General features: G+C 71.3%; 15 protein-coding genes and 1 pseudogene. 4 read left to right on the plus strand and 12 right to left on the minus strand.

Annotated elements, in window-relative coordinates; translation table 11 throughout:
• The first annotated feature begins 6 nt into the window (after nt 1-6).
• Genes ugpE through UYS_RS0205550 form a run of 3 tightly spaced genes read left to right on the plus strand, consistent with a single transcriptional unit; the run spans nt 7 to nt 2,712 of the window.
• Nucleotides 7-852, plus strand: a complete 846-nt coding sequence (gene ugpE, locus UYS_RS0205540) for a sn-glycerol-3-phosphate ABC transporter permease UgpE (RefSeq protein ID WP_016854509.1) — start codon at nt 7-9, stop codon at nt 850-852.
• Nucleotides 853-880: 28 nt separating this feature from the next.
• Complete coding sequence (locus tag UYS_RS0205545) at nt 881-1,999, plus strand: sn-glycerol-3-phosphate import ATP-binding protein UgpC (protein WP_016854510.1); 1,119 nt, start codon at nt 881-883, stop codon at nt 1,997-1,999.
• Nucleotides 1,972-2,712, plus strand: a complete 741-nt coding sequence (locus tag UYS_RS0205550; protein ID WP_016854511.1) for a glycerophosphodiester phosphodiesterase family protein — start codon at nt 1,972-1,974, stop codon at nt 2,710-2,712. The genes UYS_RS0205545 and UYS_RS0205550 overlap by 28 nt, the downstream gene beginning before the upstream one ends.
• A gap of 39 nt (nt 2,713-2,751) precedes the next feature.
• On the opposite strand, the gene panP is transcribed toward UYS_RS0205550, so the two are convergent.
• The 8 genes from panP to UYS_RS0205590 all read right to left on the minus strand — a co-directional run bounded on the left by panP (nt 2,752) and on the right by UYS_RS0205590 (nt 10,910).
• Nucleotides 2,752-4,407 (minus strand): pyridoxal-dependent aspartate 1-decarboxylase PanP, encoded by a 1,656-nt coding sequence (gene panP, locus UYS_RS0205555; protein ID WP_016854512.1) that lies wholly within the window; start codon nt 4,405-4,407, stop codon nt 2,752-2,754.
• 47 nt (nt 4,408-4,454) lie between these two features.
• On the minus strand, nt 4,455-5,948 hold the full coding sequence (locus tag UYS_RS0205560; protein ID WP_016854513.1) for a cobyric acid synthase: 1,494 nt from the start codon (nt 5,946-5,948) through the stop codon (nt 4,455-4,457).
• On the minus strand, nt 5,945-6,670 hold the full coding sequence (bluB, locus tag UYS_RS0205565; RefSeq protein WP_016854514.1) for a 5,6-dimethylbenzimidazole synthase: 726 nt from the start codon (nt 6,668-6,670) through the stop codon (nt 5,945-5,947). Before bluB ends, UYS_RS0205560 begins: the two co-directional genes overlap by 4 nt.
• 204 nt (nt 6,671-6,874) lie before the next feature.
• Nucleotides 6,875-7,480, minus strand: coding sequence for a cob(I)yrinic acid a,c-diamide adenosyltransferase (cobO, locus tag UYS_RS0205570; protein WP_016854515.1), 606 nt, complete (start codon nt 7,478-7,480; stop codon nt 6,875-6,877).
• Nucleotides 7,481-7,628: 148 nt separating this feature from the next.
• Nucleotides 7,629-8,414 (minus strand): precorrin-6A synthase (deacetylating), encoded by a 786-nt coding sequence (gene cobF, locus UYS_RS0205575; RefSeq protein WP_016854516.1) that lies wholly within the window; start codon nt 8,412-8,414, stop codon nt 7,629-7,631.
• Complete coding sequence (cobM, locus tag UYS_RS0205580; RefSeq protein ID WP_016854517.1) at nt 8,411-9,196, minus strand: precorrin-4 C(11)-methyltransferase; 786 nt, start codon at nt 9,194-9,196, stop codon at nt 8,411-8,413. The genes cobF and cobM overlap by 4 nt, the downstream gene beginning before the upstream one ends.
• Nucleotides 9,193-9,600 (minus strand): cobalamin biosynthesis protein, encoded by a 408-nt coding sequence (locus tag UYS_RS0205585; RefSeq protein WP_040478015.1) that lies wholly within the window; start codon nt 9,598-9,600, stop codon nt 9,193-9,195. Before UYS_RS0205585 ends, cobM begins: the two co-directional genes overlap by 4 nt.
• A gap of 86 nt (nt 9,601-9,686) precedes the next feature.
• Entirely contained in the window at nt 9,687-10,910 is a 1,224-nt protein-coding gene (locus UYS_RS0205590) for a bifunctional cobalt-precorrin-7 (C(5))-methyltransferase/cobalt-precorrin-6B (C(15))-methyltransferase (protein ID WP_016854519.1), read from the minus strand.
• Between UYS_RS0205590 and UYS_RS0205595 the strand changes: the two genes are divergently transcribed.
• Nucleotides 10,909-11,673: a cobalt-precorrin-6A reductase gene (locus UYS_RS0205595; protein WP_016854520.1), complete on the plus strand. Its 765-nt coding sequence runs from the start codon at nt 10,909-10,911 to the stop codon at nt 11,671-11,673. The genes UYS_RS0205590 and UYS_RS0205595 overlap by 2 nt on opposite strands.
• Here the strand turns inward: UYS_RS0205595 and cobJ are convergent.
• The 4 genes and pseudogenes from cobJ to UYS_RS18645 all read right to left on the minus strand — a co-directional run.
• Nucleotides 11,631-12,413 (minus strand): precorrin-3B C(17)-methyltransferase, encoded by a 783-nt coding sequence (cobJ, locus tag UYS_RS0205600; protein ID WP_016854521.1) that lies wholly within the window; start codon nt 12,411-12,413, stop codon nt 11,631-11,633. The genes UYS_RS0205595 and cobJ overlap by 43 nt on opposite strands.
• Nucleotides 12,410-13,162 carry a precorrin-2 C(20)-methyltransferase gene (gene cobI, locus UYS_RS0205605; protein ID WP_016854522.1) on the minus strand — a complete coding sequence of 251 codons (753 nt, stop codon included), beginning with the start codon at nt 13,160-13,162 and terminating at the stop codon, nt 12,410-12,412. The genes cobJ and cobI overlap by 4 nt, the downstream gene beginning before the upstream one ends.
• On the minus strand, nt 13,159-13,788 hold the full coding sequence (locus tag UYS_RS0205610; protein ID WP_016854523.1) for a precorrin-8X methylmutase: 630 nt from the start codon (nt 13,786-13,788) through the stop codon (nt 13,159-13,161). The genes cobI and UYS_RS0205610 overlap by 4 nt, the downstream gene beginning before the upstream one ends.
• Nucleotides 13,772-14,300, minus strand: a pseudogene (locus UYS_RS18645) (cobalamin biosynthesis protein CobG); the annotation flags it as partial. The gene UYS_RS0205610 and the pseudogene UYS_RS18645, both read right to left, overlap by 17 nt.

Here is a 14,300-nt window from a genome sequence, read left to right on the forward strand (position 1 = left end):
CACCCCATGCGCTACCGTCGCCCCGGCCTGGACATCGCCAGCCACGCGCTGCTGATCCTGGCCCTGATCGCCTTCTGCCTGCCGGTGTGGCTGGCCATCACCGCCGCCACCCACGACCAGGCCTCGCTGTATACCGGCACCGCGCCGCTGTGGTTCGGCTCGGAAGGACTCGACAACTTCCGCGCCGTGCTCACCGAGCCGGTCGGCCGGCTGGGCACCGACGTCACCCGGCTGCTGCTCAATTCCACGGTCATGGCGCTGGGCATCGCCCTCGGCAAGATCGCCATCGCCATCCTGGCCGCCTACGCCATCGTGTTCTTCCGCTTCCCGCTGCGCCGGCTGTGCTTCTGGCTGATCTTCATCACCCTGATGCTGCCGGTGGAGGTGCGCATCATGCCCACCTACAGGGTGGCGGCCGATCTGGGACTGCTGAACTCCTACGTCGGGCTGATCCTGCCGCTGATCGCCAGCGCCACGGCGACCTTCCTGTTCCGGCAGTTCTACCTCACCGTGCCGCCGGAGCTGCTCGAGGCGGCACGGGTCGACGGCGCCGGCCCCTGGCGCTTCCTCAGGGACATCCTGCTGCCGCTGTCGACGACCAATATCGCCGCCCTGTTCGTGATCATGTTCCTCTACGGCTGGAACCAGTATCTCTGGCCACTGCTGATCACCACCGAATCCGACCACATGACCATCGTGGTCAGCCTCAAGCGCCTGCTCTCCTCGGCCGACAACCTGGTCCCCTGGCAGACGGTCATGGCCACCGCCCTACTGGCCATGCTGCCGCCGGTGGCGGTGATCGTGCTGATGCAGCGCTACTTCGTGAAGGGCCTGGTCGACGCCGAGAAATGACGCTTTCCACCGGACACGAGAGACGCCTATGGCCACGCTTCGCCTGAGCGCCCTGCGCAAGACCTACCCCAACGGTTTCACGGCCCTGCACGGCGCCGACCTCGAGATCGCCGACGGCGAGCTGATCGTGGTGGTCGGCCCCTCGGGCTGCGGCAAGTCCACCCTGCTGCGCATGCTCGCCGGGCTGGAATCGATCAGCGACGGCGAGCTCGTCATCGACGACCGCCGGGTGAACGAGCTGGAGCCCGCCCAGCGCGACGTCGCCATGGTGTTCCAGAACTACGCCCTCTACCCGCACATGAGCGTGGCCGACAACATGGGCTACGCGCTGAAGAACCGCCGCGTGCCGAAGGCCGAGCGCCGCCGCAAGGTGGAGGAAACGGCGCGCCTGATCGGCCTCGAGGACCTGCTCGACCGGCGCCCGAAACAGCTCTCCGGCGGCCAGCGCCAGCGGGTGGCCATGGGCCGCGCCATCGTCCGCGAGCCTCGGGTGTTCCTGTTCGACGAGCCGCTGTCGAACCTCGACGCCAAGCTGCGCGTGCAGATGCGCCTGGAGATCCGCCGCCTGCAGAAGCGCCTCGGCGTCACCGCGGTCTACGTCACCCACGATCAGGTCGAGGCCATGACCCTGGCCGACCGGCTGGTGGTGATGAACGGCGGGCGCATCGAACAGGTCGGCACCCCGATGCATCTCTACGAGCGACCCGCCAGCCGCTTCGTGGCCGGTTTCATCGGCTCGCCGGCGATGAACGTTCTCGACGCCCGCCTCGAGGGCGACAGCCTGACGCTGCCCTGCGGCACCCGGCTGGCCTCGCCCGTGCCGTCGCCTGGCGAGGCGAAGACGGTCTGCCTGGGCATCCGCCCGGAACACCTGAGCGTGGTGCCCGAAGGCGACGCCATCGATGGCGACCTGTCCGTCCGGGTCGAGCTGGTCGAACCGCTGGGCGCCGACACCCTCGTCCATGCCCGGCTCGAGGGGCAGGACGATCCGGTGGTGGCGCGCGTCGACGGTATCCGCGCGGTGGCCGAAGGCGATAGTCTGGCCCTGCGGCCGGATGCCGGCCGCCTGCATCTCTTCGACCCCGAGACCGGGCAGCGCCTGGACCCCCTGGAGCCCGAATGCCAGCACTCGACCTTCCCCGCCTGATCGCCCATCGCGGCCTCTCCGCCTGCGCCCCCGAGAACACCCTGGCGGCGGTGCGCGCGGCCCATGCGGCCGGCATCGACTGGGTCGAGCTCGACGTGCAGCGGCTCGGCGACGGCACGCCGGTGATCTGGCACGACCGCGACGTGTCGCGTTGCTCGGACGGTCGCGGCCGGCTGGCGGCCATGGACCAGGCCGCGGCCCGACGGCTGGACACGGGCGCCTGGTTCGCCCCCGCCTTCGCCGGCGAGCGGATGGCCACCCTCGACGCGATGCTCGCGCTGCTCGCCGAACTCGGCATGGGCGTGAATCTGGAGCTCAAGGTCAACCGCGGCCACGATCCGGTGGCGCTGGCCGAGGCCGCGGTGCCGGCGGTGATGGAGGCACTGCCCTACGAGCGGCGGCTGGTGTCGTCCTTCGACGAGCGGGCGCTGAGGGTCGGTCGCGCGCTGGCCGGCCCCGAGCGGCTGGCCCTGGGGGCACTGTTCGACCGCGTGCCCCGGGACTGGCAGGACCGCGCCGAGGCAGTGCAGGCCGTCAGCGTGCACGCCAACTGGAAGCCGCTGAGGGCGGAGCGGGCCCGGGCCATCAAGGCCGCCGGCCATGCGCTGGTCTGCTACACCGCCAACGACCCGCTCGCCTTCGCCCCGCGCTGGGACTGGGGCGTCGACGCGGTGATCAGCGACGACCCCACGCGCTTCGACACGGCCTCCTGAACGGCTTGTCGGCGGCCCGGTATCGGGGCGCCGGCACGATCATCCCTGGCGACGATGGGAGACCAGCAGCGACGTCAGCTCGGCGAAGTCGTCGCTTTCCCGCTGCTCCGCGGCGATCTGGCGCTGCTCCTCGATGAGCTCGCGCAGCACCTGGTCGGTGGTCAGGGGGTTGGCCAGCACCACCCGGAACACGGTGATGGCCTGACCGCCGTATGGCTCGGGCGTCAGCCGGGTGCGCGACACGAAGGCCCTGCCCCGCTCGCGCTGGATCTTCTGGATGGCCTGGGTCATGCGGTTCAGGAGGTCGTTGATCCGCTGACGCAGCGCCTCGTCGGCCTCGCCCAGCAGCACCTGAACCTCGGGCGGCGCCCAGCGATAGGTGAGGATGTTGAGCTCCGGCTCGGTGACCAGCTCGAAGTCGTCGAGCGCCGTGATCCGGTCGGCGAAGCGCCGCGCCAGCTGGATGCCGTTGTCGATCAGCATCGCATAGCCCTGACGCCCGATGATCTTCAGGGCCGACTGCACCAGCATCGCCATGCCGGGCCGGGAGCCTTCCAGGGTGGTGCTGCCGAGATCCCGGGAGCCCTGCCGAATGATGTACTGGGCATGATGCTCGATGCTGCCGAGGGCGGACGACTCGCGGAACAGCACCATGCCCGCCCCCATCGGCACATAGAGCTGCTTGTGGGCGTCGATGGTGACCGAGTCGGCCCGCTCGATGCCGGCGAGACGCGGCCGGTAGCGCTCCGAGAACAGCGTCGGGCCGCCCCAGGCGGCATCCACGTGGAAGTGGATGCCATGCTCTGCGGCGATATCGGCCAGGCCGTCCAGCGGATCGATGTTGCCGGTCTCGGTCGTACCGGCGATGCCGACCAGGGCAAACGGCCGTATCCGCTGCTGCTGGAGCCGCTTCAGCGTGGCGACCAGCGCCTCGGGCCGGATGCGGTTGTACCCGTCCGTCTCGACGGCCACCATCTGGTCCCGCCCGATCCCCAGGACATCGGCCGCCTTGGACAGCGAGTAATGGCCGCGCTCGGAGACCAGCACCGCCGCGCCCTCGCACTCATAGTGCCGCATGGCGCTGAACACGCCGCCACGGCCGATGCCCGGGAAGTCGCCATCCGGACCGAAGGCCCGGTTCCGCGCGGCCCACAGCGCGGTGATATTGGCCACGGTGCCGCCGGAGCAGAAGGCGCCGAGGCGACGCTCGCTGTGGTGCAGCCAGCGGTCGTAGAAATCATCGGACTGCCCGTAGATCAGACGATGCAGCATGCCCAGCACCTGACGCTCCAGCGGCGTGAAGGCCTTGGAGGTTTCGGTCTTCACCAGGTTCTGGTTGAGCGCGATCATGATCTTCGACAGCGGGATCATGAAGTACGGCAGTGCCGACGTCATGTGGCCGACGAAGCTGGGCGAGGCGGTATGCACCGACTGCGAGACCACCTTGTCGAGCAGGAACTGGGTCTGCTCCGAGACGAAGGCCGGCGCTTCCGGGATCCTGGCATCGCTGAAGTCCTGCTCGATGATGGCCAGGTCGTTCTCTTCCGCGACGATGTGCTCCCCGAGGAAGCCGGAGAGATTCGTCGAGATGTCCCTGTCCAGGCGGTTCAGCGTCGATCCCGGCGCCTCGGGGACGGTGAAGATCCTGAGCAGGTTTTCCCAGCTGCTCTCGGCGACCTTTGATTGCTTGCCCATGGAACCCTGTTGTCTCTGGAGGATGAAAACGCCGCGAGGGCCGCTGATTACCAATGCGCGCGATGGTAGCCGAGGCCTCGGCCCTTCGCCAGCGCCTCGATGGTGGCCGGATCGAGATGTTCCTCCAGGGTATCGGCCAGGCGGTCGAGCTGGCGCTCCCGGTGGGCGGCCAGATCCACCGCCGCGCCCTCGCCGGCAAGCCCCAGCATGGCCAGCAGTGCGGCGGCCGCCGGCGCCTCGTCGAACAGGCCGTGCAGGTAGGTACCCATGACCTGGCCGTCCTCGCTCACCGCACCGTCCGGGCGGCCGTCCAGGTCGAGCAGCGGCCGCGCCAGTGCCGGGCCCTGGCTGACGCCGTTGTGAATCTCGTAGCCGCTCACCGCCACGTTCTCAGGGCCCGCTCCCCCCATCAGCCGCCCGCGCACGTTGCGCAGCTGCTTGCCGGCCACCATGCGGGTGCGCATCGAAAGAAGCCCCAGCCCCGGCACGCTGCCGGCCTCGCCCTCGAGGCCGTCCGGGTCGTCGATGGCCTCGCCGAGCATCTGGAAGCCGCCGCAGATGCCGAGCACCCGGCCGCCGTAGCGCAGGTGGCGGCGGATCGCCGGCTCCCAGCCCTCGCGACGCAGCCAGGCCAGGTCGCTGGCGGTGCTCTTGCTGCCGGGCAGCAGGATGACGTCGGCGGGCGGCATGGCCCGGCCCGGGCCGACCAGCGTCAGCTCGACCCGCGGATGCAGGCGCAGCGCGTCGAGATCGGTGTGGTTGCTGATCCGCGGCAGCGCCGGCACCACCACGCGCAGCCCCGGCGCCTCGGCGGCGCTCTCGGTGAGGCCGAGGCCGTCCTCGGCGTCCAGCAGCAGGCCGTTCAGGTGCGGCAGCACGCCGGTCACCGGCTTGCCGGTGCGCTCGGTGAGCCAGTCCAGTCCCGGCTCGAGCAGCGCGATGTCGCCGCGGAAGCGATTGATCAGAAGCCCGGTGGTGCGCGCGCGCTCGGACGCACTCAGCAGCTCCAGGGTGCCCACCAGCTGGGCGAAGACGCCGCCGCGGTCGATGTCGGCCACCAGCCACACCGGGCAGTCCACCGCCTCGGCGAAGCCCATGTTGGCGATGTCGTTCTTGCGCAGGTTGACCTCGGCCGGGCTGCCCGCGCCCTCGGCGATCACCAGATCGAAGCGGCTCGTCAGCCGCTCCCAGGCCGCCAGCACGGTCACCCGGGCCTGGCGCTTGAAGGCGTGGTAATCCAGCGCGTCCATATGGCCGTGGACCCGGCCGTCGAGGATCACCTGGGCGCCGCGGTCGGTCTCGGGCTTGAGCAGCACCGGGTTCATGTCGGCATGGGGGGCGAGGCCGCAGGCCACCGCCTGTAGCGCCGTGGAGCGGCCGATCTCGCCGCCCTCCGGCGTCACGGCGCTGTTCAGCGCCATGTTCTGGGGCTTGAAGGGCGCCACCGACACGCCGCGACGCGCCAGCAGACGGCACAGCCCCGCCACCACCGTGCTCTTGCCGGCGTCCGAGGTGGTGCCCTGGATCATCAGCGCCTTCATCGCTCGCCCTCCCGCGCCGAGAGCGCCTCGAACAGCGCCGGGGCATCGGCCGCCTCACCCCAGCCGTTGCCGTGCACCCGCTCGGCCAGCGGCAGGCGCTGGCGCCAGCCGGCGCGGGCCAGCTCGGGGCGGTCGAGGAACTCGTCGACGTAGCCCAGGCACAGATAGGCGAGCGGGTAGACGTTCTCCGGCAGGCCCAACACCCCGGCCAGATCAAACTGATCGAGGATGCTGACCCAGCCCACGCCGATGCCCTCGGCCCTGGCCGCCAGCCACAGGTTCTGGACGGCCAGGCAGGTGCTGAACAGGTCCATCTCGACGATGCTCTGGCGGCCCAGCACGTGCTCGCCGCCGCGGCTGCGGTCGCAGGTGATGCACAGATTGAGCGGGCTCTCGAGGATGCCCTCCAGCTTGAGGCGGCGATACAGCGCGCCGCGCTCGCCGCTGTGGGCCTCGGCCGCCTTGGCGTTCTCGCGCTCGAAGATGGCGTGCACCCGCTCGCGCACCGCGCGGTCGTCGATCAGCAGGAAGTCCCAGGGCTGCATGAAGCCCACCGAGGGCGCGTGGTGGGCGGCCTCGAGCAGCCGCGCCAGCACCTCGGGCGGAATCGGGTCCGGGCGGAACTGGGCGCGCACGTCGCGGCGCTCGAAGATGGCCCGGTAGAGGCCCTCGCGCTGCGCCTCGGGGAAGGCGTGATCGGGTCGCCCGGTCGGGTCTGCCATGCGGCGGTCTCCTGGAAAGGTCGATAGTAAGGTGGCTGGCGTGGCAGCGGGACGAAAGCAAGGCTAGGCCGAGCCTGAAAGTCGGCGAGCGAAGGCTAGACAAGGCAAAAATCAGCGAAAAGCCGGAGTTTAGGGGCCCTAAATGAGGACTTTGAGCTGATTTTTAACGCCGTATTGCCGAGCGCAGCCACTTATCAGGCCGGCCTAGAGTTCGACGCCTTTCTGGGCCTTGACCCCCTGATCCTTGAAGGCATGCTTGACCACCTTCATTTCGGTCACGGTGTCGGCCAGCTCGATCAGCGCCTCGGGGGCGTGGCGGCCGGTGACCACGGCGTGCTGCATGGCCGGGCGCCCCTGGAGGTCGTCGAGCACCCGGTCGAGCTCCAGGTAGCCGTGGCGCAGGGCGATATTGAGCTCGTCGAACAGCACCAGGGCATAGTCCGGGTCGGCCAGCATGCGACTGGCCTCGGCCCAGGCCGCCTCGGCGGCACGCACGTCGCGCTCGCGATCCTGGGTGTCCCAGGTATAGCCCTCGCCCATGACGTGGTAGTCCACGCCGGGCAGAGAGCGGTAGAAGGCCTCCTCGCCGGTCTGGAACTTGCCCTTGATGAACTGCACCACGCCGACCTTCATGCCGTGGCCCAGGGCGCGTGCGACCATGCCGAAGCCGGAGCTGCTCTTGCCCTTACCGGGGCCGGTGAGCACCAGCAGCACGCCCTGCTCCTTGTCGGCGGCGGCGATCCGCTCGTTCATGATCTTCTGCTTGTGGGCCATGCGCACCGCATGGCGCTCGGGGTCGACGTGCTTCATCGGGATCTCCAGCGATCGAGGGAATAACGTGGTGGTTCTCATGCCATACCGGGGACAAGTCGCAGCGGAGCTCCTACGCCAGAGATGGCGTCGGGAGCTACAAGGATGTATTTATCGCGTCTCCGCGCAGGCTTGTCCCCGGTATCCATCATTCGAGCAGCGGCTGACGCGCCAGCAGATAGATATCCATGATCCAGCCATGGCGCTCACGCAGCGCGGCGCGGCGCTCGACGATGGCGGGGCCGACCTCGGCCAGCGGGCCGTCGATCAGGCACTGCTTGTCCATGCCGAGATAGGCGCCCCACCAGATATGCAGGCCCTCCGGGGCCAGCGACTGGAAGGCGCCGCCGGCATCCAGCATCACCGCCACGCTGGCGGCGTCGCCCGGCCAGCCGCGCTCGCGCAGGCGCCGCCCGGTGGTGATCTGCACCGGCGCGGCCAGGGCGTTCAAGGGGATGCGATGCTCGGCGGTCAGCACCTGCAGGCTGGTGATGCCCGGCACCACCTCGACCTCGAGCGCCATGCCACTTTCTTTCTCAGGCCCCGCTCTCTTGAGGCGCGCGGCGATGCGCAGGCTGCTGTCGTAGAGCGAGGGATCGCCCCAGATCAGCATCGCCACCCGCCCGCCCTCGGGCAGGCGCTGCGTCATCTGATCGCGCCAGGTCTGGGCAATGGCGGCGTGCCAGTCGTCCACCGCGCCCAGGTAGTCGTCACGGCCGTCGCGACGCGGCAGGTCGAACTCCACCACCCGCGATTGCGCGGCCTCGTCGAGCAGTTGGCGGCACATCAGCCGACGCAGGTCGACCAGGTCCGAGCGGGCCTCGCCCTTGCGCGGCAGCAGGATCAGCTCGGCCTCGCGCAGCGCGCGCACCCCGGCCAGGGTGATGTGATCGGGATTACCAGTGCCGATGCCGATCAGCGACAGATGGATCATGCGCCGCCCTCGGCGAAGGGCGAGTCTGCCGACTGCGGCCGGAAGCGGCGGTCGTAGCCGATGGCGTAGAGACAGCTGTCGTCGAAGTCATCGCTGGGCAGCGCCGGGCCGACCAGGATCAGGGCGGTGCGGTTCATGGCCGGGTCGAGCCGCGCGGCGATGGTGTCGAGCCGCCCGCGGATCACCTTCTGGTCGGGCCAGCTGGCGCGCCAGACGATGGCCACCGGGCAGTCGTCCCCGTATCGGGGCGCGAGCTCCGCCACCACCTGCTTCAGGTTATGGATGGACAGGTGGATCGCCAGCGTCGCCCCGGTGCGCGCGAAGTTGGCCAGGGTCTCGCCGTCCGGCATGGCGCTGGCGCGGCCCGGCGTGCGGGTCAGCACCACCGACTGCGCCACGCCCGGCAGCGTCAGCTCCTGGCCGAGGGTGGCGGCGGCCGCGGCGAAGGCCGGCACCCCGGGGGTGATGGCATAGGGAATGCCCAGCGCGCGCAGCCGACGCAGCTGCTCACCCATGGCCGACCACACCGACAGGTCGCCGGAGTGCAGCCGGGCCACGTCCTGACCCGCCGCGTGGGCCGCGGCGATCTCGTCGATGATCTCGTCGAGGGACAGCGGCGCGGTATTGATGATCCGGGCGTCCGCCGGGCAGTGGTCGAGGATCGCCTCGGGCACCAGCGAGCCGGCGTAGAGGCACACCGGACTGGCGGCGATCAGGTCGCGCCCGCGCAGGGTCAGCAGGTCCGGCGCACCGGGGCCGGCACCGATGAAATGAACGGTCATGTCGTGTCTCCTGCCGGGATGTCTCTTGTCGTGATGTCTCTGGCCAGCGCGGCGCTGGCCATCGCGGCGGTGGCGCATCGATCCGGGGAAACCAGCCGCGGGCCGAGCAGCGTCGCGCCCGGCCCGGCAGCCAGTACCGCCACGGCCTCGGCGACGCTGCCGGTACCGCGGGCCTGCCGGCTACGTGGGGAATGCGTCAGCGTCTCGGCCGCGGCCAGCGCCGCGTCGGGCACGGCGAGCGTCTCGAGGCCCCGCGCCTCGCCCAGGGCCTGAACGGTTGGCCGCATGCTGTCGGCCGCCGCCAGCCGGTCGGCCGGGCCATGGCACGCCTCGAGCCGCTCCAGCGCCTCGGCCAGCGAGGCGAGCGTGGCCGAGCGGCGAAAGCCGAAGCCCGCGATTCTCATCGCTTTGCTCTTCAGGGCGCCCTGCCCCGCACGTTGCTCTTCATGGCGCCCGACCCCGCGCCTCATGGCACCCTGCCCCGCACCGCTCATTTCTCGACTCGCCACTGCACGATGGGATAGGTGGCCTTCCAGCCGCGGCGACTGCCGAGGGCGGTCGCCGCCGACAGCTCCAGGCGCACCAGTTCGCCGCCGAGTTCGCGCTGGCGCTGGGCCAGCAGCGCCTCGGATTCGAGCGTCACCGCGTTGGCCACCAGCCGCGTGCCCACCGGCAGGCGCGGCCACAGCGCGTCGAGCAGCGACTCGGAGAGCCCACCGCCGATGAAGACCGCATCCGGCGGCGGCGCGTCGGCCAGCTCATCCTCCAGCAGCGCCGCGGCGTCGCCCTCGATGACCTCCAGCCAGTCGACGCCGAGTTCCCGGGCGTTGCGGCGGGCGCGCTCGGCCCGCTCGGCATCGCGCTCGAGGCCCAGGGCGCGGTTGTCCGGATGGGCCAGCAGCCACTCGATGGCCACCGAGCCGGAACCGGTGCCGATGTCCCACAGCCGCTCGCCCGGCATCGGGGCCAGGGCGGCGAGCGTGGCGGCGCGCACCGCCGGCTTGGTGATCTGGCCGTCGTGTGAAAACCAGCCATCCGGCCGCCCGGGCGCCAGCGGCAGCGCCGGCCCGCTGCCCGCGACCTCGAGCCCCACCGCCACCGGATGGGCAATGTCGTCCGGCAGCTCGGCATCGGCACGCAGGCGGCGCACGCGCTCTTGATCGCCGCCCAGGGCCTCCAGCATATGAAGTTGGCTGGCGCCGAAGCCGACGCGCCCGAGCCAGTCGGCCAGCGCCGCCACCGCCGCACCGTCGCGCAGCAGCACCAGCAGCCGGCGGCCGCGATGCAGGTGCGGGCGCAGGCGCGTCAGCGGCCGGGCGTGCAGGCCAAGGCAGGTCACACTCTCCAGCGACCAGCCGAGCCGTGAGGCCGCCAGGCTGAAGGTCGAGGGCGACGGCAGCGAGCGCCATTCGCCCGGCGCGAGATGCCGCGCCAGGGTGGCGCCGGCGCCGAACCAGAAGGGGTCGCCGGAGGCCAGCATCACCGTGCGCCGCCCGCGCTCGGACAGCAGTCCGGGGATGCCGTCGGCGAAGGGCACCGGCCACTCGCGCACCTCGGCGGCGAGCGGCGGCAGCAGGCGCAGGTGGCGCCGGGCGCCGAACACCACCTCGGCGGCCTGAAGCGCCTCGCGGCTTGCCGGCGTGAGCCCGGCCGTGCCACTCTCGCCCCAGCCCACCACCGTCAGCCAGGGAGCGTCGTCCGCGTCAGTCATCATGAAGGTCCTGATCCTGGGAGGTACCACCGAGGCCAGCGCCCTGGCCCGCGCGCTCGCCGAGCGCGAGATCCCCGCGCTGTTCAGCTACGCCGGCCGCGTCGCCTCGCCGAAACCCCAGCCGCTGCCGACCCGGGTCGGCGGCTTCGGCGGCGCGGACGGGCTGGCCGACTTCCTCGCGACGCAGCGCATCACCCACCTGGTCGATGCCACCCATCCCTTCGCCGAGCAGATGAGCCGCCATGCCGTCGCCGCGGCCGAGCGAAAGGGCACCGCGCTGATCGCCCTGACCCGGCCGCCGTGGGAGCCGCAGGAAAGTGACCGCTGGCAGCGCGTCGCGAGCATCGAGGCGGCGGTGGCGGCGCTCGCCGGCCCGCCCGAGCGGGTGCTGCTGGCGATCGGCCGCCTGCACCTGGCGGCCTTCGCCGCCCGGCCCGAGCACCACTACGTGCTGCGGCTGGTCGACCTTCCCGAGGAGGCGCCGCCGCTGCCGCGCCATACCCTGACCGTCGACCGCGGCCCCTTCACCCGGGAGGGCGACCTGGCCCTGATGCGCGAGCACGGCATCGAGCGCCTGGTGTGCAAGAACGCCGGCGGCGCGGGGGCGGCGGCCAAGCTCGAGGCCGCTCGGGCGCTTCAGCTGCCGGTGATCATGATCGACCGCCCGGCGCTGCCGCCCCGCCGCGAGGCCCATGGCCCCGATGCGGTGCTGGACTGGCTGGTTCATCGATCCACCTCGGATGACGGCACCGACCGCGGCGTATAGACCCACTCGCCCGCCTCGTCGCTGGCGGCCGGAATGCGCCGCGTCAGGCTCGAGCCCACCATCACCAGGGTGCGCATGTCGGCCATCTCGGGGGTCGCCTCGCCGAGGGTGACGACCCGCAGGCGCTCCTCGGGTGTGGAGACCGCGCGGGCAAACATGATCGGGCGATCAAGGCCGCAGGCCTCGCGCAGCACGTCCAGGGCGCGGGCGAAGCCCTCCGGCCGCGAGCGGGAGCGCGGGTTGTAGAAGGCCATGGCGAAGTCGGCCTCGGCGGCCAGCCGCAGGCGCTTCTCGATCAGCGCCCAGGGCTTGAGGTTGTCGGAGAGGTTGATGCAGCAGAAGTCGTGGCCCAGGGGCGCGCCGAGGCGCGCGCTGGCGGCGAGCATCGCCGAGACCCCCGGCAGCACCTGGATATCCAGCGTCCGCCAGGCCGGCTGGCCCGCCTCCAGCGCCTCGAACACCGCCGCGCCCATGGCGAACACGCCGGGGTCGCCCGAGGACACCACCGCCACCCGGCGGCCGTCGGCGGCCATCTCGAGGGCCTGCTCGGCGCGGCGGATCTCCTCGCGGTTGTCCGAGCCGTGGCGGGTCAGCCCCGGGCGCGGCGCGACCCGCTCGACGTAGGGCACGTAGCCCACCACGTCGGTGGCCTCGGCAAGTACGCCCGACGCCTCCGGGGTGATCAACGCCTCGCTCCCGGGACCCAGGCCAATGATCTTCAGCCATCCCTGATCGCTCATGGCCGCCTCCCGTTGCCGTGGATCACCAGAATCGAGAAATAGGGCACCTGCTCGCCGACCTCGGCCAGCGGCACCACCCGCTGCCGGCCCATGGAGGCGTACTCGATCAGCCAGGCCTCGTCTTCGCGGCCGGCGTTTGCCAGCGCGCGGCGCAGCTTGTCGAGATGGCGGCCGATCTTCATCACCACCAGGGCGTCGGTGCGCGCGATGCGCTCGGCCAGCCGCTCCTCGGGCTGGGTCGCGGTCAGCACCGTCAGCACGTCGTCGCCCCAGGTGATGGGCCGCCCCGTGGCCGTCCAGGCGGCGGACATGCCGGTGATGCCGGGCACCACTTCCACGGCCACCCTGCCCTGCAAACGGGTATAAAGGTGCATGAAGGAGCCATAGAAGAAGGGGTCGCCCTCGCACAGCACCGCCACGTCGTGGCCCGCCCCGGCGATCTCGGCGAGCTGGGCCACCTGGCGTTCGTAGAAGGCCGCCAGCCACGCGTTGTAGCGCGGATCGTCGAAGGGGATCTCGGTGGTGACCGGATACTCCATGGCAAGCTCCACGGCGCCGGGCGCCAGCATGCCCTCGACGATGGTGCGGGCGTGGCCGGTGCGGCCCTTCTTGCGGAAGTAGGCGACGTGGCTGGCGCCGCGGATCAGCCGGTCGGCGCGCACGCTCATCAGGTCCTGGCTGCCGGGGCCGAGGCCGATGCCGTGAATCGTGCCGGGGGGCGTGCTGGAAGGCGTCTCTGGCATCGTCATTCACTGCGATCCGCCATGGCGTTGATGGCGGCCACCGTCACCGCGCTGCCGCCGAGCCGGCCCTCGACGATGGCGCAGGGCGCCGCCCCGCTCTCCCACAGCGCCTGCTTGGACTCCGCCGCGCCGACGAAGCCCACCGGGCAGCCGACGATCGCCGCCGGGCGCGGGCAGTCCGGGTCCTCGAGCATGTTGAGCAGGTGGAACAGCGCGGTCGGCGCGTTGCCGATCGCCACCACCGCGCCCTCGAGCTGGGGGCGCCACAGCTCCAGCGCCGCCGCCGAGCGGGTATTGCCCATCTCGCGCGCCAGCCCCGGCACCCGCTCGTCGTGCAGGGTGCAGATCACGGCGTTGTCCGCCGGCAGGCGCTTGCGGGTGATGCCCTCGGCGACCATGCGCGCGTCGCACAGGATCGGCGCGCCGGCCTCCAGCGCCGCCCGGGCACGGGCCACCGCCTCGTCGCGGAAGTGGACGTGGGGCGCCAGCGCCACCAGGCCGGCGGCGTGAATCATGCGCACGGCGACCGGCTCCTCCTCGGGCGAGAAGCGTGAAAGCTCGGCCTCGCGCCGTATGATGGCGAAGGACTCCCGGTAGATCGCCGGTCCGTCGGTTTCATAGACGTAAGGCATCGCGTGTCTCCCAATATTCGATAGCGTCGGATTCGCCGAGGCCGGTCGCGACCGGCGTGTCGTCGGCGCGTCCGCCCAGGATCAGGTCATAGCGGCCGTCGCGCCCCGTCAGGCAGACCTCGGCCGGGCCGCTGCGGGCGCAGCCCTTGGCGCAGCCGGAAACATGCAGCCGACCCGCGGCTGATTCGCCCGGGCCCTCGCTTCGCCGCTCGGCCAGCGACTGAGCCAGGCCTTGCGTCGCCACGCTGGCCTGGGCACAGAACGGCGCGCCGGGGCAGGCGTCCATGGCCAGGCGCGGGTCGCGCGGGTCATGGATCAGGCCGGCGTCCGGCGCGCTTTCTTGTGTATTCAGAGTCGAATTCGCGTGCTCGCCTTCCAGCAGCAGGCGCCGCCAGGGCGTCACGCGAATGCCGGTGATGTCGTCATGGAGGACAGCACGCAGCGCCGAGGCCGTCGCCCGGCCGAAGGGCAGCCCCACCACCCGGCCGGCGGGATGCGGCCCGGGCGTCAGG

This window comes from Halomonas smyrnensis AAD6 (assembly GCF_000265245.1).
GTDB classification, from domain to species: Bacteria; Pseudomonadota; Gammaproteobacteria; order Pseudomonadales; family Halomonadaceae; genus Halomonas; species Halomonas smyrnensis.